The organism is Caballeronia sp. SL1002, assembly GCF_057814995.1.
Genome location: NZ_JBYMUW010000002.1, coordinates 2,606,006 through 2,624,315 on the forward strand (window position 1 = coordinate 2,606,006; position 18,310 = coordinate 2,624,315).

Here is an 18,310-nt window from a genome sequence, read left to right on the forward strand (position 1 = left end):
AGATGAGTCACTTTCTGGACCGGCTGAAGTTCGTCACGCGGACCCGGTCAACGTTTTCGGACGGTCGCGGCGCCGTGGTCGAAGAAGACCGGCAGTGGGAGAACGGCTACCGCAACCGCTGGCAGCACGACAAGATCGTGCGGTCCACGCACGGCGTGAACTGCACGGGCTCTTGCTCGTGGAAGGTGTACGTCAAGAACGGCTTGATTACCTGGGAAACGCAGCAGACCGACTACCCGCGCACGCGCGCGGATTTGCCGAACCATGAGCCGCGCGGATGTCCGCGCGGCGCGTCGTATAGCTGGTACGTATATTCGGCGCAGCGCGTCAAATATCCGCTGATCCGCGGGCGCTTGATGGAAATGTGGCGCGAGGCGCGCAAGAAGCTCGCGCCCATCGACGCATGGGAATCCATCAGCCAGGACCCGGTGAAGGCGGCGCGCTACAAGAGCGTGCGTGGTCTCGGCGGCTTCGTGCGCGCCGACTGGGACACCGCAACCGAAATGATCGCCGCGGCTAACGCGTTCACCATCAAGAAGTTCGGCCCGGACCGCGTGGTGGGCTTTTCGCCCATCCCGGCCATGTCGATGGTCTCCTACGCGGCGGGCGCGCGCTATCTGAGTTTGATTGGCGGCGCTTGTCTGTCGTTCTACGACTGGTATTGCGACCTGCCGCCCGCTTCGCCGCAAGTGTGGGGCGAACAGACCGACGTGCCCGAATCGGCCGACTGGTACAACTCCACCTACCTCATGGTGTGGGGCTCCAACGTTCCGCAAACCCGCACACCCGACGCGCACTTCTACACGGAAGTACGTTACAAGGGCACGAAAACCGTCGCGGTCTCGTCGGATTTCGGCGAGATGGTGAAGTTCGGGGATATCTGGCTCGCGCCGAAGCAAGGCACCGACGCCGCGCTCGCCATGGCGATGGGCCACGTGGTGCTGAAGGAATTCCATGCGGTTCAAGCGCCGCGCACGTCCTCATATTTCCGCGATTACATCAAGCAATACACCGACATGCCGATGCTCGTGCTGCTGCGCGACAACGAAGGCACGCTCGTTCCCGATCACTTCCTGCGCGCCTCGCATCTTGCCGACAACCTTGGCGAAGCGAACAATCCGCAGTGGAAAACGCTTCAGATCGACGAAGCCAGCGGCGCAATCGTCGCGCCGAACGGCACTATCGGCTTTCGCTGGAACGAGGCCGCGCACAACAACGGCGAGAAAGTCGGCCGCTGGAATCTCGAACTGAAAGACGGCGGCAACGGCGCCGCGATCGACCCGCGCCTGTCGCTGGTTCCGGCGGGCGCGCACGATGAAGTGGTCGAAGTCGGCTTCCCGTACTTCGGCGGCGAACATGACGATCTGCTCAGGCGTCGCGTTCCTGCCCGGCGCATCACGCTGGCGGACGGCACGAGCGCGCTGGTCGCTACGGTATTCGACTTGCAGATGGCGAACTACGGCGTGGACCAGGGGTTCGGCGGCCCGAACGTCGCGACCTCCTACGACGACGACGTGCCCTACACGCCCGCGTGGCAGGAAAAGCACACGACCGTGCCGCGCCATCTCGTGATTCAGGTCGCGCGCGAATTCGCGGACAACGCGGAAAAGACGCACGGCAAGAGCATGGTGATCGTCGGCGCCGCGCTGAACCACTGGTATCACAACGACATGATCTATCGCGGCATCATCAACCTGCTGATGATGTGCGGCTGCGTCGGACAAAGCGGCGGCGGCTGGGCGCACTATGTCGGCCAGGAAAAGCTCAGGCCGCAGTTCGGCTGGGCGCCGCTCGCGTTCGCGTCCGACTGGACCCGCCCGGCCCGTCAGATGAACGGCACCTCGTTCTTCTACAACCACACGAGCCAGTGGCGCCACGAGAAGGTCGGCCTGGACGAAGTGCTCGCGCCTACCGCCAACAAGGCGAGCTACGACAAGCTGTCCATGCTCGACCTGAACGCCCGCTCCGAACGCATGGGCTGGCTGCCGAGCGCGCCTCAACTGGGCCGCAATCCGCTCGATCTCGCCGACGCCGCCACGCTTGCGGGCAAGAAGCCGGTGGACTACGTGGTCGAACAGTTGAAGTCGGGCGAGCTCGACTTCTCCTGCGACGATCCCGACAACCCCGTGAATTTCCCCCGCAACATGTTTGTCTGGCGCTCGAATATCCTGGGCAGTTCCGGCAAGGGTCACGAGTATTTCCTGAAGTACCTGCTCGGCACGCAGAACGCACTTTTCGCCGACGAAAACGATGCCATCAAGCCAGCCGAAGTGAATGTGCGAGAAGCGGCCGAAGGCAAGCTCGACTTGCTGACGGTGCTCGACTTCCGCATGAGCACGACATGTCTGTATGGCGATATCGTGTTGCCGACGGCAACGTGGTACGAAAAGGACGACCTCAACACGTCCGACATGCACCCGTTCATCCATCCGTTGTCGGAAGCCGTGCAGCCTTTATGGGAAAGCAAGAGCGACTGGGAAATCTACAAGGCGATCGCGAAGAAGTTCACCGAGATCGGCGGCCCGGCGCTCGGCACGCGGCAGGACATCGTCTGCACGCCGCTCATGCACGACACCCCCGGCGAACTCGGCCAGCCGTTCGAACCGAAAGACTGGCGCGCGGGCGAATGCGAACTGATTCCCGGCAAGACCGCGCCGTCGATGACCGTCGTCGAGCGCAACTACAACGATATCTACAAGAAGTTCACCTCGGTCGGACCGCTACTCGACAAACTCGGCAACGGCGGAAAGGGCATCAACTGGAATACCGAGCATGAAGTCGGCGAACTGGCGCAACTCACGCGCACGGTGACCGAGCCGGGTGTAAGCCACGGACGGCCGCGCCTGGATACGGCCATCGACGCCGCCGAAATGATCCTCACCTTTGCGCCCGAAACAAACGGCCATGTCGCGGTCAAGGCTTGGGACGCGTTGTCGAAGATCACCGGGCGCGAGCACACGCACCTCGCCATCGGCCGCGAACACGACAAGATCCGCTTCCGCGATGTGCAGGCGCAACCGCGCAAGATCATTTCCGCACCGACCTGGTCGGGGCTGGAATCGGAAGAGGTCAGCTACAACGCCGGTTATACCAACGTGCACGAACTGATTCCATGGCGCACGCTCACCGGCCGCCAGCAGTTCTATCAGGATCACCGCTGGATGCTCGATTTCGGCGAAGGCTCCTGCGTCTATCGCCCGGCGATCAACACGAAAACCGTCGCGCCGATGCTTGGCGCCATGCCCAACGGCGAACACGAACTCGTACTGAACTGGATCACGCCGCACCAGAAATGGGGCATTCACTCAACCTACACGGACAACTTGCGCATGCTCACGCTGTCGCGCGGCGGGCCGCACGTGTGGGTGTCGGAAGCGGAGGCCAAGGAAGCCGGCCTTGTCGATAACGACTGGGTGGAAGTGTTCAACGTGAATGGCACGCTGACGGCGCGCGTCGTCGTCAGTCAGCGCGTGCCGCGCGGCATGTGCCTGATGTATCACGCGCAGGAAAAGATCGTGAACGTGCCGGGGGCGGAGACGAGCGGCATGCGCGGTGGCATCCATAACTCCGTTACGCGCACCGTCCTCAAGCCGACCCACATGATCGGCGGCTATGCGCAGCAGGCGTACGGATTCAATTACTACGGCACGGTCGGATCGAATCGCGACGAGTACGTCATTGTTCGCAAGATGAAGAAGATCGACTGGCTGGAAGGCCCGTTGAAAGAAGGAGCAACAGCATGAAGATCCGCGCACAGGTTGCGATGGTCCTGAACCTCGACAAGTGCATCGGGTGCCATACGTGCTCGGTCACTTGCAAGAACGTGTGGACATCGCGCGACGGCGTCGAGTACGCGTGGTTCAACAACGTCGAAACGAAGCCCGGCATCGGCTATCCGAAGGAATGGCAGAACCAGGACAAGTGGAATGGCGGCTGGAAGCGTAACGCGAACGGCAAGATCGAACCGCGTCAGGGCGGCAAGCTGAAGGTGCTCGCGAACCTGTTCGCGAACCCGAACCTGCCGAGTATCGACGAATACTACGAACCGTTCACATTCGATTACGAGCATCTTCAGAAGGCGCCGTTGTCGCAGACGCCGCCGACCGCACGGCCCGTTTCCGTACTGACGGGCAAGAAGATGGAGAAGATCCACTGGGGCCCGAACTGGGAAGACGATCTCGGCGGCGAGTTTTCATCGCGGGGCCGCGACAAGCTTTTCGACAACGTGCAAAAAGAGATGTACTCGACGTTCGAGAACACTTTCATGATGTATTTGCCGCGTCTTTGCGAGCACTGCCTGAATCCGGCGTGCGTGGCATCGTGCCCTTCCGGCTCGATCTACAAACGCGAGGACGACGGCGTCGTGCTCGTCGATCAGGATAAATGCCGCGGCTGGCGCATGTGCATTTCCGGCTGCCCGTACAAGAAAATCTACATCAACTGGAAAAGCGGCAAGGCCGAAAAGTGCATCTTCTGCTATCCACGCATCGAAGCCGGACAGCCAACCGTGTGCTCGGAAACGTGCGTCGGCCGGATTCGCTATCTCGGCGTGATGCTGTACGACGCCGACAGGATCGGCGAGGCAGCGTCGGTCGAACGCGAACAGGATCTGTACCAGTCGCAACTCGATGTTTTCCTCGATCCGCACGACCCGAACGTTCAGGCCGAAGCGCTTCGACAGGGCATCCCGCAAAGCTGGCTCGACGCCGCGCGCAAGTCTCCGGTCTACAGGATGGCGGTTGAATGGAAGATCGCGTTTCCGCTGCATCCGGAATACCGGACGCTGCCGATGGTCTGGTATATCCCGCCGCTTTCACCGATTCAATCCGCCGCCGACGCGGGACATATCGGCATGGACGGCATCATTCCGGACGTGAAGAGTCTACGCATTCCGGTGCGTTATCTCGCGAACCTGCTGACCGCGGGCGATGAACAGCCGGTCGTGTCGGCGCTCGAACGCATGCTCGCGATGCGCGCGTTCAAGCGCGCGGAAGTCGTTCACGGGCGCGCCGAACCGGAGGTGCTCGAAGGCACCGGCCTCGACCCCGCGCAAATCGAGGACATGTACCAGACGCTCGCCATCGCCAACTACGAAGACCGCTTCGTAGTGCCCTCCTCGCATAAGGAACTGGTGGAGGACAGCTTCAACGACAAGGCCAGTTGCGGGTTCACGTTCGGCAACGGCTGCTCGGGCGGCACGTCAGAAGGCTCGTTGTTCGGCAAGAAGCCACAAGGCAGCGCGGTCTTCGCCGACATGCCGAAGTCACGCAAAAAAGCAGGCACGCAATCATGACCCAGACCGTTCCGATGACGATTTATCCGATCCTCGCCGCGCTGCTCAACTATCCGGAAGCCGAGTTGCTCCACGCGATGCCGGAAATCGAGGACGCGCTGCATGCGTTTCCCGACGCCGAAAAGGCGCTGAAGCCGCTCGTCGCCACGTTGAATTGCCTCTCGCTTATCGAGTTGCAAGAGCGTTACGTCGCGACATTCGACCGTAATCCGTCGCACTCGCTGCATCTGTTCGAGCACGTGCATGGCGAGAGCCGTGACCGTGGGCAGGCAATGGTCGATCTGCTCGAAGAATATCGCAGCCACGGCCTCGAAATGGCGACCAACGAATTACCGGATTACGTACCGCTCTTTCTGGAAGTACTCGGCATGATCGATCCCGAGCATGCCCGCGCGCTGCTCGACGAAGCGATTCACGTGCTTGCGGCGCTCGGCGAGCGGCTCGCTCGCGGCAAGAGCCCTTATGCGTCGATATTCACGGTGCTGCGCACGATGACCGACGTGGTGCCGCAAGCGCCTGTCGAAGCGCCAATCCGCGACATGGACGAAGCGCTTGAAATGTTCGGCCCGGGCTCGGATGGTGTCGAACCGCTCCTTGCAACACCCGTCGCGAAGCCGCTCGTGCAACCCGTGCATTTCCATCCGCGCGCCGCGTCGTCGGCCGGCAACTGACAAGGACAAAGGCGTCGTCATGCTCAATCAATTTGTTTTCGGAATCTACCCGTACATCGCGGCGGCGATCTTCCTGTTCGGAAGTCTCGCGCGTTTCGAGCGCGAGCAGTACACCTGGAAGACCGACAGTTCGCAAATGCTCCACCGGGGCGAATTGCGCGTCGGCAACATCCTGTTTCACATTGGCATTCTCGGGCTCTTCTTCGGGCATCTGGCCGGCTTGCTGACGCCGGTCGCCGTTTGGGATTACCTCGGGGTCGCGCATCGCACGAAGCAACTGGCCGCGATGATCGCGGGCGGCGCGATGGGTACGGTCTGCCTCGCAGGCCTGCTCATTCTGGTCCATCGCCGCATGACCAACGCGCGTATCAGCGCGGTGACCCGTCGCGGCGACAAGCTCCTGCTCGTCTGGATTCTCACCACGTTACTGCTCGGCCTGACGACCATCGGCGTATCCACGGAACATCTGGACGGACACATGATGGTGCAGTTGATGACGTGGGCGCAGCACATCGTGACGTTCCAGGGCGACGCGGCGGGCTTTATCGCCGAAGCGCCGCTGATCTTCAAGCTGCACCTTTTCATGGGTCTCACCCTGTTCGTGATTTTCCCGTTCACACGTCTCGTGCATGTGTGGAGCGGCTTCGCCTCGGTGACCTATCTCGGCCGCGCCTGGCAACTCGTGCGCCCGCGCTGACCAAGCGTTCGCGAATTGCACGCCTATCAACCCTCAACGGAGCGAACCCATGCCAGTCATCGTGAACGGAACAGAACTGACCGATGGCGACGTCGAGCGCGAATTGTCCGGGCAGGACGAGCCGGAACAAACCGCGCAACTCGCGCTCGATGCAGCGGTGCTGCGCCGCGTGCTACTCGACGAAGCCGCGCGTTTGGATATCGGCGCAGGAGCGCTACCCGACGCCGCGATCGAAGCGTTGCTCGCGCGCGAGGTCGTTTCATCCGAGCCGACCGACGCGGAATGCGAGCGTCAATATCTTGCGAATCCGGAGCGCTGGCGCATCGGCGAGCGGGTCCGCGTGCGCCACATTCTGTTTCAGGTGACCGAACGCGTCGACCTCGAACGCCTGCGTGCGAAGGCACAAAAGACGCTCGACGAAATCCTGCGCGCCGACGATCCCGACGCCCGCTTCGCGCTCGATGCACGAACGCTGTCGAACTGTCCGTCGGGTGCGCAAGGTGGCGATCTGGACGAGGTCGGCCGGGGCGATACCGTTCCCGAGTTCGAGCACGCCGTGTTCGCCGCGCCCGCGAACAGCGTCTGCCCGGCGCTCGTCGAAACGCGATTTGGGTTTCACGTCATCCGCGTTCTTGGAAAAAGCGCGGGCGAAATCTTGCCGTTCGAACGCGCGCACGCGCAGATCCGGAGCGCCATGTCGCGAGCAGCGGCCGACCGTGCCCGGCGAGAGTATCTGATCGGTCTCGTTGCGCGATCGGATATTCAAGGGTGGAAGGAGACCGCGCTGGCGTGAGTCTCGGGATAAACGCGCCCGATCGACACCGCCCGCCATGACATCCCGCTGCATTCCCGAACAGGTCTGTCCGCAGGCGTACTCGCCGCGCTAAGAAGCGCGGCGAGAGGGCCGTCGTTCCGGGCTGGCGAAGCAATAGCAACCTGCGCGCGATGTCAGCCGAGCCTAAGTCCGAGTCCTCAAAAGAGGCGGTGCTTGATCGGCAGTCGGCGCGGCGCGGCGCGGTGCGGCGAGGCGAGGTGCGGTGCGGTGCGGTGCGGTGCGGTGCGGTGCGGTGCGGCGTCTCAGCGTTAAACAGTCGGGTTTAATTTCAAGATGAACGCCGCCCCGGATAATTGTGGTTTCACTCATCGGCGGACCGCATTCCAGCGGCCGCAAGCCGTCCATGTCCTCCCACGAAGCGCGCGGCAACTATTTCAACCGACGCCTGACCACGCGGATCCTCGCGCTCTCCGGCGTTGCACTGGCATTCGTGCTGACGATGATTGTCGGTACGCTGTGGCTATCGTGGCAACTCGAAGGCGCGGGGGCGGCCATCAACGACGCGGGCAGCCTGCGCATGCGCGCGAGCAATGTCGCGATCGCGCTCGACGAAGCGCGCGCGGGACGTCCGGCCGATATCGCGCCGCAAGTCGCGCTGCTCGATCAGACGCTTGCGAATCTGCAACGCGGCGACCCCGCCCGCCCGCTCTTTTTGCCCGATACGAGCGCGATCCGCACGCAATTCGATTTCGTGTCGTTCACCTGGCGCGCGCTGCTGGAACCTACAATCGCCTACGACCAGTCACGCCCCGCCAACGAACGCGCGATCTATCTCGATTATCTGCCTGGCTTCGTCGACGATGCCGATACGCTCGTGCGCTTGATCGAGCAGGACAACGCGAGCAAAACCGCGTGGCTGCGACGCTCGCAAATGGCGCTCGCCGCGATGGCGTGCGTCGGGACGGTCGCTATCGTCTATCTGATGTTTCTGTGGTTCATCGTTCCGGTTCTCCGCCTGGAAGACGGCCTCGCGCGCATCAAGCGGCGCGATTTCGGCGCGCGGCTGCCGGTCGATACGCGCGACGAATTCGGCCATCTCGCGCAGGGTTTCAACCGAATGGCCGCCGAATTGCAGCACATCTATCGCAACCTCGAGCAACGCGTGATCGACAAAACCGCGCAACTCGCAGCGCAAAATCGCGAGTTGACCGCGCTTTACGAGATGACGGCGTTTCTGCACGAACCACACGACGTCGAGACGCTATGCCGCGGCTTTCTCACCCGCGTGATCCGTCAGTTCGACGCGGACGCCGGTTCCGTTCGCGCGCTCGGCAACAACGACGACACGCTGCACCTGATCGCGTCGGAAGGATTGTCGGAAGAACTGGTCGATGCGGAGCGCTGCATGTCCGCGCACGAATGTCTCTGTGGCGGCGCGGCGGCCCAGCGCGTGGCGGTCATTCACGACACGCGGACTACGGGCCACGCTCAAGAACGCGTCTCCGAGGCCGCGTTTGCCACGCGCTGCGAAAGAGCCGGCTTCGCGGGCGTCGCCGCGTTCGGCATCGTGTCGCCGGAAATCTCGCTCGGCTCGTTCTCGCTCCACTTCCGGCGCGAACGCGCAATCCCCGCGTCTGAAGTGCAATTGCTCGAAACGCTCGGCAAGCATCTCGGAACCGCGCTGCAAAATCATCGGCTCGCAACGGCTGCGCGCCAGCTCGCAGTGGCGGAAGAGCGGCATCTGGTCGCGCAGGGCTTGCACGACAGCATCGCGCAAAGTCTGAATTTTCTGAAAATTCAGGTGCATATGCTCGACACAGCGTCAAACGCCGGCGACCTCGCCGACGTTCGCGAAATCGTGCCGCTCTTGCGCGGCGGTCTGGAAGAAAGCTACGACGACGTCCGCGAGTTGCTCGTGAATTTCCGTACGCGGCTGGGTCGCGGCGATCTGAAGCGCGCCGCCGAGGACACGATCACGCGCTTCCAGCGCCAGTCCGACGCAAGCGTCGATTGGCGTTTCGACGAGGCGGGCGGTCCGCCGCTCCCGCCGGATCAACAACTGCAGGTTCTGTTCATTCTCCAGGAAGCGCTCTCGAACATACGCAAGCACGCGCTGGCGTCGAAGGTCGCCGTTGTCATCGAAAATGCGCGCGATTTCCGCATGCGGATAGAAGACGACGGCCAAGGCTACGATCCGGCCGGGATTGCCGAACGCGGCGAGGCGCACGTCGGCTTTCACATCATGCGCGAGCGCGCCGCGCGCCTCAACGCGCAGCTTCGGCTCGAAGGCGAGGCGGGCCACGGCGCGCGCGTCGTGCTGCTGTTGCCCGCGAGCGAGCGAGCGCCAGCGTGACGCGGAGTTATCGAGAAAATCTCAAGCCATGACCATTCGCATTCTTCTAATCGACGATCACACGCTGTTCCGCTCCGGCGTGCGCGCGCTCTTGCAGCGTCAGCCCGATTTCGAAGTGGTGGACGACGCCGCTGACGGTATCGAGGGGATCAAGCGCGCGAAGCAGCATCGGCCGGATGTCGTGCTGCTCGATCTCAATATGCCGGGATTGTCCGGGATCGAGACGCTCGAATTGCTGCAACAGGATGTGCCCGACGCGGCGGTCATCATGCTGACCGTTTCCGAAGACGTGGACGAACTGACGGCCGCGCTCGGCAAGGGCGCGTGCGGGTATCTGCTGAAAAATATCGAGGCGGAGACGCTTTCCTCCGCAATCCGGCGCGCGACGAACGGCGAAGCCGTAGTCGCCGACGACATGACGGCGAAGCTCGTCGCGCAACTGCGCGGTCCATCGCGGGCAGTCACCGCACGAAGCGACGACGTCAGCGCCAATGCCGACATCGCCGGCGACACGCCAGCGCTCACGCCGCGCGAGCGCGACATTGTGCGCAGCCTGTCGCGCGGCGCGAGCAACAAGGACATCGCACGATCGCTCGACCTCGCTGAAAGCACCGTGAAGATTCACGTGCGCAACGTGCTGCGCAAGCTGAAGATGACGAGCCGCGTGCAGATTGCGATTTACGCGCTGGAACAGGACGCGCAAATGCCGCGCTGACCGGCGCGGGACGCCAGCAAGAAGCCGGCGTTAAGCGGCGAGTTCCTCGTCCAGCGCGGCGGCGGCGCTCGCCTTTCGGGTCTTGCCCGCGCGCGACGGCGGCTGGCACAGGCCGCACACGAAACCGTTGCGCAAATCGTAGGCGTGCGCCACGAAATGGCCGTTGCAGCGCGTGCAGGTATTGGTCTGCAACATGCCGGAATCGAAGAAACGCACCAGCGTCCACGCGCGCGTGAGACTCAGCGTGGGTTCGTCGCCGTGCATTTCGACATGTTCGAGATAGAGCCGATAGCTCTTGATGATCGACTGGATCTGCACGCCGCCGCTGTGCTCGTTCATGAACCGGTAGATGTTGTAGAACAGCGACGAGTGAATATTCGGCTGCCACGTCATGAACCAGTCGGTTGAAAACGGCAGCATGCCCTTCGGCGGCGAAACGCCCTTCAGTTCCTTGTAGAGCTTGATCAGGCGGTCGCGCGACAGGCTCGTCTCGGCTTCCAGCAGTTGAAGCCGGGCGCCGAGTTCGATCAACTCGATCGCCAGCGTGATCTCGCGGACTTCCGCGATGACGCTTTTCGTTGCCATGGCGAGACCCTCTCAGCCGATCTGCTCGGCCGGCTGGCCGGCAAGCAGGATGGCCGAATGCGTATGCGAGAGCGCAGCGCTCTTGCCTTTGTCGGCGAGCGACGAAAGGATCGCGTGATCGTCGAAGCGGAACCGGCACAGCAAATGGCTCGACGAAGCCACGCGCACGACCTGAGGCAGGCTCAGCGTGACGAGGACGTCGGCGAGTTCGGACGAAACGCCCATCCGGTACATCGCGGAATCGCGGTCTTCCTGTAAAAGGCGCTGAGCGAGCAGGAGGTAGGACAGATTAACTTCCCGGATCTCCGCGAGCGTGGTGGTATTGCCGTCAGTCATCATTTGCCCCGAGTCGATTATCTGGCTGGTCAGGCCATGCGGAAACGTTTGCCGGAATCGGCGCGTTCAAAATCCGAATTCACTACCGCATTAACGTCGAGGCGATTGTCTCTGAATGGCGCGTGCTCAAATATCGGACAAACGTTCCGATCTCGCGCCGGAGGAGCAGGTAAAAGCGTGTAGGAATATTTCCTACACGTCATATTGAATTATTTTTGCCGGTCCCGTGAATAACGGCACGAATCCCGATAACTGAACGCTGAATGCGCATTTGTATGCAAATTCCCGCAGCGCCTTGTCTGGCGCGCCGCCGCCCGCGTGTTGACGCAAGCACCCTTCCGTACGGATTAGCTGTTTTTATTCGCCCCGTTTCAGGGCGCGTAATCCCGCTTTCGGGCGTGGCCCGAAAACTGCTGAATGATGCCGCGCCTAATCCGGGTGAAAAGCCGGAGTCGGCCGTGGGCATTGCGTTTCGCGAATAAAACGACCTTGGTTACAGCCGGTGTTTCCGCCTGTAACAAGGTTAAGCGTTTGAAAAATCACTCGAAATGCGTGGCTCGATGTCGATAATGAGACGTAAGGGATAACCCGGCCATATCGCCGGGTCCATCTTCGGGCGGCAATCAGAACGCTGTCCGCCCGCAGGCATTCGCTGGCGCTCGACCGGAGCGCAACTGTGCGATGCCCTCACGAACAGGAGAGTCACCGTTATGCGTATCGCACAAATTGCCCCGCTGCACGAAGCCGTCCCCCCGAAATTCTACGGCGGCACCGAGCGCGTGGTGTCCTATCTGACCGACGCACTCGTCGATCTCGGACACGACGTGACGCTCTTCGCGAGCGGCGACTCGGAAACTCGCGCAACGCTCGAAGCGGCGTGGCCGCGCGCGCTGCGCCTCGATCCGTCGATTCGCGATGCGCTTGCGCCGCACATGCTGCTGCTAGAAAACGTGCGCCGTCGCGCGCATGAATTCGACGTGCTGCACTTCCACCTCGACTACATGCCGTTTTCGTTGTTCTCGACGCTCGACACGCCGTTTGTCACGACGCTGCACGGCCGTCTCGATCTGCCGGAACTGCAACCCGTATTCGATACGTTCACGAAGGCGTCGGTCGTCTCGATCTCGGATTCGCAGCGCCTGCCGCTGCCGCAGGCAAACTGGCTGAACACGATTTACCACGGTTTGCCGGATCAGTTGCTCACGCCGCAAGCTCACAAAAAGCCGGAATATCTCGCGTTTCTCGGTCGTATCTGTCCGGAAAAGCGCGCCGATCTCGCCATCAAGATCGCTGCTCAAAGCGGTTTGCCGTTGAAGATCGCCGCCAAGGTGGACAAGGTCGACCAGGAATACTTCAAATCGACCATCGAACCGCTGTTGTCGCAGGCGCACGTCGAGTTTGTCGGCGAGATCAACGAGGCGCAGAAGCCCGAGTTCCTGTCGGGCGCGAAGGCGCTGCTGTTTCCGATCGACTGGTCGGAGCCGTTTGGCCTCGTGATGATCGAGGCGATGGCGTGCGGCACGCCGGTGATCGCGTTTAATCGCGGCTCGGTGCCGGAAGTGATCGACCACGGCGTGACGGGTTTCATCTGCGAAGACGTGCAAGGCGCGGTCGGCGCGCTGCAACGCCTGGACGAACTGTCGCGCACGGAAATTCGTGCGCAATTCGAACGACGCTTTAGCGCGAAGACGATGGCGCAGAATTACGTCGACAGCTATACGGCGCTGCTGCAGGCGCAAAAGCGTCCGGTATTGCGTCAGGTCGCGGTCGGTTAATTGCGCTGGCCGGCGATTTGAAATAGGTTCGAATCGCCGGACGGTGACAGATGGACCGGCGTGTCGCTCAATGCTATACGAATTTGGCGGCACTATTTAGCCCGCATACAAGAATTAGCCGCCCCTTTTTGGGGCGGCTTTTTTATTGCACGATCTAGAACCAAGACAAAATCAAGAACAAATAGGAAACAGTAAGGATCATTCGTGCGCAATTAGGAATCGTTCGCGATTTTTTCCGGCGATCCAATTCGGCGGCTTACCGCGGCCGCTCCATGTATTGCCGCTTTTCGGGTCGCGGTACATCGGCGGCAACGGTTCTTTCTTCGGCGGTCGCCCGCGCCGGACAAGCGTAAGCCCGAGATCCTGTGCGGTCAGCCCGTACTCGTCGATCTTTTTGCGGATATCCGCGACGACCGCTTCGAGTTCATTGCGGCGCACCTCCTCCGCCTGAGCCTGCAGACGCGCAATTTGCGCCTTGAGGTCTGTGTACTGTGACAATTTATTTATCTCCTTTTATTGGATTGCGCGAACTCCTCGATTAAACCCAAGCGTAGTCGCCACGATTAAAAGATGCAATGTCCATCAGATGATCTTTCACAAGATAGATTCATCCGAAAAGAACGCCTATTCGGATAAGAGATAGGCCGACTGAAAAGACTTCTGACATCCGAACCGATCGACCATTTTTGACAACCCACCGTCATGAGCGCGATTAAACTTCGACGCGAGTAAGCGCTTGGGATTCGTGTCGATATTGGTCGGCTTCGATGTTTGGCTTTAATTAATTTTTTTAGGATTACAAATCATGCAATTGGCAAAACGCCTCGGCGCGGAAGCGTTCGGAACGTTCTGGCTGGTGCTGGGCGGCTGCGGCAGCGCGGTGCTCGCGGCTAAATTCCCGGAACTCGGCATCGGATTCGTGGGCGTTTCGCTCGCGTTCGGATTGACCGTTCTCACCATGGCTTATGCGATCGGCCATATTTCGGGTTGCCACCTGAACCCGGCGGTCAGCGTCGGCCTGACGGTCGCGCGGCGCTTTCCGGCGCGCGACCTCGGACCGTACATCGTCGCGCAGGTGATCGGCGCGTCGCTCGGCGCACTCGTGCTGCTGAGCATCGCGAGCGGCTCGCCCGACTTCGATCTGGCGACGAGCGGCTTCGCGTCGAACGGTTTCGGCGCACGTTCGCCCGGCAACTACACGATGCTCGCAGCGTTCGTCTGCGAAGTCGTAATGACGTTCTTCTTCGTGTTCGTGATTCTCGGCGCCACGGACAAGCGCGCGCCGTCCGGTTTTGCGCCTATCGCGATCGGCCTTTGCCTGACGCTCATCCATCTGATCTCGATTCCGGTGACGAACACGTCGGTGAACCCGGCGCGTTCGACCGGTCCGGCGCTAATCGCAGGCGGCGCGGCAATCGATCAACTGTGGCTTTTCTGGGCCGCGCCGATTGTCGGGGCGATTTTGGCCGGGTTGATTTATCCGTGCCTGTCGCGCGAAAAATAAGCAGCACCGGTGTGGATAACGCCGGCGAACATCCGGAAAACGGGCGCGAAAGCGCCCTTTTTCGTTTCCGCGCGCCAGTCGGGCGCGCGATCCATCATGAAAAATGCGCGACAAATGTAATGGGTGTTTACAACCGCGATGCGCCTGACCAGGCTGGATAGGCGCAAAGCCCGGGCAGACGGGCGCGGAGACCGAGCGACCGACAAATCCGGCCCTTACTTCGAACTTGCATACGGTAACAACTCGTCGAAGCTTGTAAGAGGGACGCTGCGTAAATTGGTACTCATACGCTGGACTCACGCGACAGTCGTCGCTTTAAAGGAGAGTACAAATGAAGCGCATCGTTACCCAATTGCTCGTTGCGACCGGCCTCGTACTTGGCGCTGCAGGCGCGGCGCAGGCTGCGGATGTGCATATCGGCGTGTCGCTCGGCGCGCCCGCCTACGGGCCTGCTTACCGCCCGGCGCCGGTCTACGTGCAGCCCGCGCCGGTGTATCGCGCGCCGCAATGGCATCGCGACGGGCCGCGCCGGGGCGACCATGATCGCGCCCGCTGGGACCGCGCCGCGTGGGATCGCGGTGGCTATCATCAAGGCTGGGACCACGGGCGCGACTGGGGGCGTCGCGGATAAGCGCTCGTTCGCGACATCCGAAGCGCCCGCTGCATGAAAAAGGCCGTTCCGCGCATCGCGGAACGGCCTTTTTCAACATCTTTGCGCCGTTCAGGAAGGCGCGTGACCGGGCGAAGCCAGTTCGTCGACTATCCCGAAAAGCTTACGCAGATGATGCGCGACGCCTGCCTCGAAGTTATTGCCGATACGCGGCACCTGCGGCAGCCGCGTGATCAGATTCGGGTTCGCGTTGTTCATCATGAAAGGATGGCCGGCGGTTTCCAGCATGTCGATATCGTTCATGTTGTCGCCGAATGCGGCGCAATGCGACGGATCGACGTCGAGCTGGTCCAGCACGTAGCGCAGCGCACGACCCTTCGATACATCCGACGTCATCACTTCGAGGCAATCCGGCAGCGAATACGTCACATAAAGCGCATCGCCGAATTCGCGCTCCAGGTTCGCGGCGGTTTCGGCGAGGTCCTTCGGTTCGCCGATATAGAGCACCTTTGCGATGTCCCGGCCGTCGTGCTCGCGCAAGTCCATCACTTCGTACTTGAAGCCCGAATCCTGGTGGAAGACGAGCAATTCGGGCGCGTGACGGTCGATCAACCACGCGTCGTCGGCGAACAAATTCACGATCACGCGCCCCTCGCCACCCGTCAGTTCCGGTTGGACGAGCCGGCGGACCGCGGCGGGATCGAGATTGCGCGCGTAGACGCGCTCATCGCCGGGCGCGTGGACCCGCGCGCCGTTCGACGTAATCAGGTAAGGGTCGATGCCGAGCACGTCGCGAATTCCCGCGACATCCCGATAATGCCGTCCCGTCGCAATCACGAATTGCACGCCTTGAGCGTTCAGACGGCGAACCGTTTCGATGGTGAACGGATCGACCTGGTGATTGCTGTTGAGGAGCGTGCCGTCGAGATCGGTGGCGATGACTGAGTACATGGCGGGCTTCGGATAAGTTGGCGGGCAGCCCGGCATTTTAGCCTGCCCGCGCCGACGACACTCCCGCCGTGCGCGCGAGACGCAGCGCTCCCGTCGCTGAATCGGCAAGCGGCGCGCGCAATCGCGGACGCAACGCCGCCGGCACGAACGGTTCGAGCGGCCCGGCCAAACCGCCGCACAGCGCGAGCGGCAACGCGTTCGCCGGATCGAGCGCCGCCACGAGTTTTTCGATTTCGCGGCCCGCCGCGACCAGCAGCGCGGCGGCGACCGGGTGATCGGCGTGCGCGAAAAGTGTGGGCGCGAGCGTCGCGTAACCGGTCTGGTTTGCCGCGCAAAGCCACACGACCAAGCTGTCGCGATCGGTCGCGCCGGTCGCCGCGAGCAAGGCGTGCGACCACGCGTCGGGCGTCGCGCGGCCGTCGAGCACTTGCTGCAGATGGACGGCGGCGCGCAGGCCGAGCCAAGCGCCGCCCGCTTCGTCGCCGCTCGGAAAACCGTAGCCGCCCGCGATCCGGCTCCCGCCGTCCGGGTCCAGCACGGCCGCGATGCTCCCCGTGCCAAGCGCCACGATCACCCCGGCCGCGCCGCCGTGCGCGCCGAGCAGGGTCGTGTAAGCGTCGCTTTCGACCGCGAGCGCGCGCACCGACGGCGCGCGCGCGATGAATTCGGCGAGCCAGCCAGCGTGGTTCACGCCCGCCAGTCCGCAGCCGAGCGAACACGTTTGCCAGTCGAACGGCAGGCGAGCCGCCTCGAACGCGCGGCTGCACGCCGCTTCGATCTCCCGCCACGCGCGCTCGACGCCTAATCCAAGGCCGGATGGGCCGCCCGTCGCGCGCGCGATTTCCGCGCCGTTTGAATCGGCCAGCACGACGCGGGTGCCGGTGCCGCCGCCATCTACGCCGAGCAGATAGCCGTCTGAATGTGGGGAATGAAGTGTCATGCCGCGAGCTTAACCGGCCCGCCGCGCGCCGCCAACTAGCCGAACGGACGATGGTCTCAGCGCGCCGCGCATCGGCTAAGCTTGGCGGCTATTCGATCAGGCGAGGACGCGGTCCATGGAAACAGCGGCAAAACGGTGCAGTTGGGCGAGCACGGAAGCGATGATTCACTATCACGACACAGAATGGGGCGTGCCCTCGCACGACGACCAGCACCTGTTCGAGTTCCTCGTGCTGGAGGGCGCGCAGGCAGGGTTGTCGTGGTCGACGATTCTTAACAAGCGGGATGGTTATCGGGAGCTTTTCGCGGGCTTCGACGTCGATAAGGTCGCGCGCTTCACCGAAGCGGACGTCGAACGCCTGATGGGCGATGCGCGCATCGTCCGCAATCGCGCCAAAATCCAGTCGGCGATCCTGAACGCCCGGGCCGTGCAGCAAATCCAGTTAGAACACGGCTCGTTCGCGGCGTTCGTGTGGTCGTTCGTTGACAACGCGCCCGTCGACACACCGCGCGAGAAATATCAAAACGCACCCGCATCGACCGAACAATCCGACGCGCTCAGCCGCGCGCTCAAGAAATACGGCTGCAAATTCATTGGTACGACCATTTGTTACGCGTTCATGCAGGCGACGGGCATGGTCAACGACCACGAGGCCAGTTGTCCGGCGCGAGCAACTCTTTCCGCGAACACATTGAAAAAAACCACTGCCAGGAAAAACGCACCGGCGGCGCGCAAGGGCTCGAAGGGACAGACCTGACATCCAAGAAAGTTTTTCCGAAATTTCCGAGCGCATTGTCTTTTCGCAACATTTCGGCACATTTTCGACGCACCTAGGGAAAATCCTGACTCGCCAAGGTTTTTTTGCAGTGAGTCATGCTCGATCGCTTGTGGCAGCACGTTTGGTGGCGCTTTTGCGGCGCTGCACGATCGTTCGGAGCGTGTCAAAATTGCGGCTACTCGGGTAGTGCCTGCTACGTTTTTACCGGGCTCAGCCGTTATAACTCTCATGAACGTCGAATCTTCATTGAGCGTGAAGTGCGGCGCGAGTATCGGAACGCGGCGTACGCGTTACCGCGACGGGTCGGGAAAACGATAGTGCTCAAAG

The 18,310-nt window shown here is 62.0% G+C and carries 16 protein-coding genes; 11 read left to right on the forward strand and 5 right to left on the reverse strand.

Translation table 11 applies throughout. The features are described from left to right. Positions 1-2: 2 nt before the first annotated feature. The 7 genes from AC3D25_RS14515 (at position 3) to AC3D25_RS14545 (ending at position 10,504) form a co-directional block, all read left to right on the forward strand. Entirely contained in the window at positions 3-3,743 is a 3,741-nt protein-coding gene (locus AC3D25_RS14515) for a nitrate reductase subunit alpha (RefSeq protein WP_488889062.1), read from the forward strand. Further along, positions 3,740-5,293, forward strand: a complete 1,554-nt coding sequence (narH, locus tag AC3D25_RS14520; protein WP_488889063.1) for a nitrate reductase subunit beta — start codon at positions 3,740-3,742, stop codon at positions 5,291-5,293. The genes AC3D25_RS14515 and narH overlap by 4 nt, the downstream gene beginning before the upstream one ends. A 14-nt stretch (positions 5,294-5,307) precedes the next feature. Continuing rightward, positions 5,308-5,964 carry a nitrate reductase molybdenum cofactor assembly chaperone gene (gene narJ, locus AC3D25_RS14525; RefSeq protein WP_488889704.1) on the forward strand — a complete coding sequence of 219 codons (657 nt, stop codon included), beginning with the start codon at positions 5,308-5,310 and terminating at the stop codon, positions 5,962-5,964. Positions 5,965-5,983: 19 nt separating this feature from the next. After that, complete coding sequence (narI, locus tag AC3D25_RS14530; RefSeq protein WP_488889064.1) at positions 5,984-6,661, forward strand: respiratory nitrate reductase subunit gamma; 678 nt, start codon at positions 5,984-5,986, stop codon at positions 6,659-6,661. A 49-nt stretch (positions 6,662-6,710) separates the two neighbouring features. Further along, entirely contained in the window at positions 6,711-7,454 is a 744-nt protein-coding gene (locus AC3D25_RS14535; protein ID WP_488889065.1) for a peptidylprolyl isomerase, read from the forward strand. A 385-nt stretch (positions 7,455-7,839) separates the two neighbouring features. Further along, the gene (locus tag AC3D25_RS14540) at positions 7,840-9,789 is read left to right on the forward strand and encodes a type IV pili methyl-accepting chemotaxis transducer N-terminal domain-containing protein (RefSeq protein ID WP_488889066.1); all 1,950 of its coding nucleotides are present in this window, start codon (positions 7,840-7,842) and stop codon (positions 9,787-9,789) included. Positions 9,790-9,817: 28 nt separating this feature from the next. Continuing rightward, complete coding sequence (locus AC3D25_RS14545; RefSeq protein WP_488889067.1) at positions 9,818-10,504, forward strand: response regulator; 687 nt, start codon at positions 9,818-9,820, stop codon at positions 10,502-10,504. Between the two features lie 30 nt (positions 10,505-10,534). Here AC3D25_RS14545 and flhC read toward each other — a convergent pair whose 3' ends face one another. Then, positions 10,535-11,089 carry a flagellar transcriptional regulator FlhC gene (flhC, locus tag AC3D25_RS14550; RefSeq protein ID WP_488889068.1) on the reverse strand — a complete coding sequence of 185 codons (555 nt, stop codon included), beginning with the start codon at positions 11,087-11,089 and terminating at the stop codon, positions 10,535-10,537. 12 nt (positions 11,090-11,101) lie between these two features. Further along, the gene (gene flhD / locus AC3D25_RS14555; protein WP_488889705.1) at positions 11,102-11,425 is read right to left on the reverse strand and encodes a flagellar transcriptional regulator FlhD; all 324 of its coding nucleotides are present in this window, start codon (positions 11,423-11,425) and stop codon (positions 11,102-11,104) included. A gap of 710 nt (positions 11,426-12,135) precedes the next feature. Here flhD and AC3D25_RS14560 point away from each other — a divergent pair. Continuing rightward, on the forward strand, positions 12,136-13,200 hold the full coding sequence (locus AC3D25_RS14560; RefSeq protein WP_488889069.1) for a glycosyltransferase family 4 protein: 1,065 nt from the start codon (positions 12,136-12,138) through the stop codon (positions 13,198-13,200). A gap of 198 nt (positions 13,201-13,398) precedes the next feature. Here the strand turns inward: AC3D25_RS14560 and AC3D25_RS14565 are convergent, their stop codons facing one another. Next, the gene (locus AC3D25_RS14565; RefSeq protein WP_488889070.1) at positions 13,399-13,698 is read right to left on the reverse strand and encodes an H-NS histone family protein; all 300 of its coding nucleotides are present in this window, start codon (positions 13,696-13,698) and stop codon (positions 13,399-13,401) included. 307 nt (positions 13,699-14,005) lie between these two features. On the opposite strand from AC3D25_RS14565, the gene aqpZ reads away from it, so the two are divergent. Continuing rightward, on the forward strand, positions 14,006-14,704 hold the full coding sequence (aqpZ, locus tag AC3D25_RS14570) for an aquaporin Z (protein ID WP_488889071.1): 699 nt from the start codon (positions 14,006-14,008) through the stop codon (positions 14,702-14,704). Between the two features lie 331 nt (positions 14,705-15,035). Further along, a complete protein-coding gene (locus tag AC3D25_RS14575) occupies positions 15,036-15,335 on the forward strand; it encodes a hypothetical protein (RefSeq protein ID WP_488889072.1) in 300 nt (99 codons plus the stop codon). 90 nt (positions 15,336-15,425) lie between these two features. On the opposite strand, the gene AC3D25_RS14580 is transcribed toward AC3D25_RS14575, so the two are convergent. Together AC3D25_RS14580 and AC3D25_RS14585 are read right to left on the reverse strand one after the other, a co-directional pair. Further along, positions 15,426-16,265 carry a Cof-type HAD-IIB family hydrolase gene (locus tag AC3D25_RS14580; protein WP_488889073.1) on the reverse strand — a complete coding sequence of 280 codons (840 nt, stop codon included), beginning with the start codon at positions 16,263-16,265 and terminating at the stop codon, positions 15,426-15,428. A 37-nt stretch (positions 16,266-16,302) separates the two neighbouring features. Next, the gene (locus AC3D25_RS14585) at positions 16,303-17,205 is read right to left on the reverse strand and encodes a glucosamine kinase nucleotide-binding domain-containing protein (protein ID WP_488889074.1); all 903 of its coding nucleotides are present in this window, start codon (positions 17,203-17,205) and stop codon (positions 16,303-16,305) included. A gap of 115 nt (positions 17,206-17,320) precedes the next feature. Here AC3D25_RS14585 and AC3D25_RS14590 point away from each other — a divergent pair, with 115 nt between their 5' ends. Further along, positions 17,321-17,962, forward strand: a complete 642-nt coding sequence (locus tag AC3D25_RS14590; RefSeq protein WP_488889075.1) for a DNA-3-methyladenine glycosylase I — start codon at positions 17,321-17,323, stop codon at positions 17,960-17,962. The last annotated feature ends 348 nt before the right edge of the window (positions 17,963-18,310 follow it).

What these genes read in the sequence shown, in the direction of transcription:
- AC3D25_RS14515 (WP_488889062.1), top strand. Translation starts at nt 3, where the DNA reads ATGAGTCACTTTCTGGACCGGCTGAAGTTCGTCACGCGGACCCGGTCA.
- narH (WP_488889063.1), top strand. Translation starts at nt 3,740, where the DNA reads ATGAAGATCCGCGCACAGGTTGCGATGGTCCTGAACCTCGACAAGTGC.
- narJ (WP_488889704.1), top strand. Translation starts at nt 5,308, where the DNA reads ATGACGATTTATCCGATCCTCGCCGCGCTGCTCAACTATCCGGAAGCC.
- narI (WP_488889064.1), top strand. Translation starts at nt 5,984, where the DNA reads ATGCTCAATCAATTTGTTTTCGGAATCTACCCGTACATCGCGGCGGCG.
- AC3D25_RS14535 (WP_488889065.1), top strand. Translation starts at nt 6,711, where the DNA reads ATGCCAGTCATCGTGAACGGAACAGAACTGACCGATGGCGACGTCGAG.
- AC3D25_RS14540 (WP_488889066.1), top strand. Translation starts at nt 7,840, where the DNA reads ATGTCCTCCCACGAAGCGCGCGGCAACTATTTCAACCGACGCCTGACC.
- AC3D25_RS14545 (WP_488889067.1), top strand. Translation starts at nt 9,818, where the DNA reads ATGACCATTCGCATTCTTCTAATCGACGATCACACGCTGTTCCGCTCC.
- flhC (WP_488889068.1), bottom strand. Translation starts at nt 11,089, where the DNA reads ATGGCAACGAAAAGCGTCATCGCGGAAGTCCGCGAGATCACGCTGGCG.
- flhD (WP_488889705.1), bottom strand. Translation starts at nt 11,425, where the DNA reads ATGACTGACGGCAATACCACCACGCTCGCGGAGATCCGGGAAGTTAAT.
- AC3D25_RS14560 (WP_488889069.1), top strand. Translation starts at nt 12,136, where the DNA reads ATGCGTATCGCACAAATTGCCCCGCTGCACGAAGCCGTCCCCCCGAAA.
- aqpZ (WP_488889071.1), top strand. Translation starts at nt 14,006, where the DNA reads ATGCAATTGGCAAAACGCCTCGGCGCGGAAGCGTTCGGAACGTTCTGG.
- AC3D25_RS14575 (WP_488889072.1), top strand. Translation starts at nt 15,036, where the DNA reads ATGAAGCGCATCGTTACCCAATTGCTCGTTGCGACCGGCCTCGTACTT.
- AC3D25_RS14580 (WP_488889073.1), bottom strand. Translation starts at nt 16,265, where the DNA reads ATGTACTCAGTCATCGCCACCGATCTCGACGGCACGCTCCTCAACAGC.
- AC3D25_RS14585 (WP_488889074.1), bottom strand. Translation starts at nt 17,205, where the DNA reads ATGACACTTCATTCCCCACATTCAGACGGCTATCTGCTCGGCGTAGAT.
- AC3D25_RS14590 (WP_488889075.1), top strand. Translation starts at nt 17,321, where the DNA reads ATGGAAACAGCGGCAAAACGGTGCAGTTGGGCGAGCACGGAAGCGATG.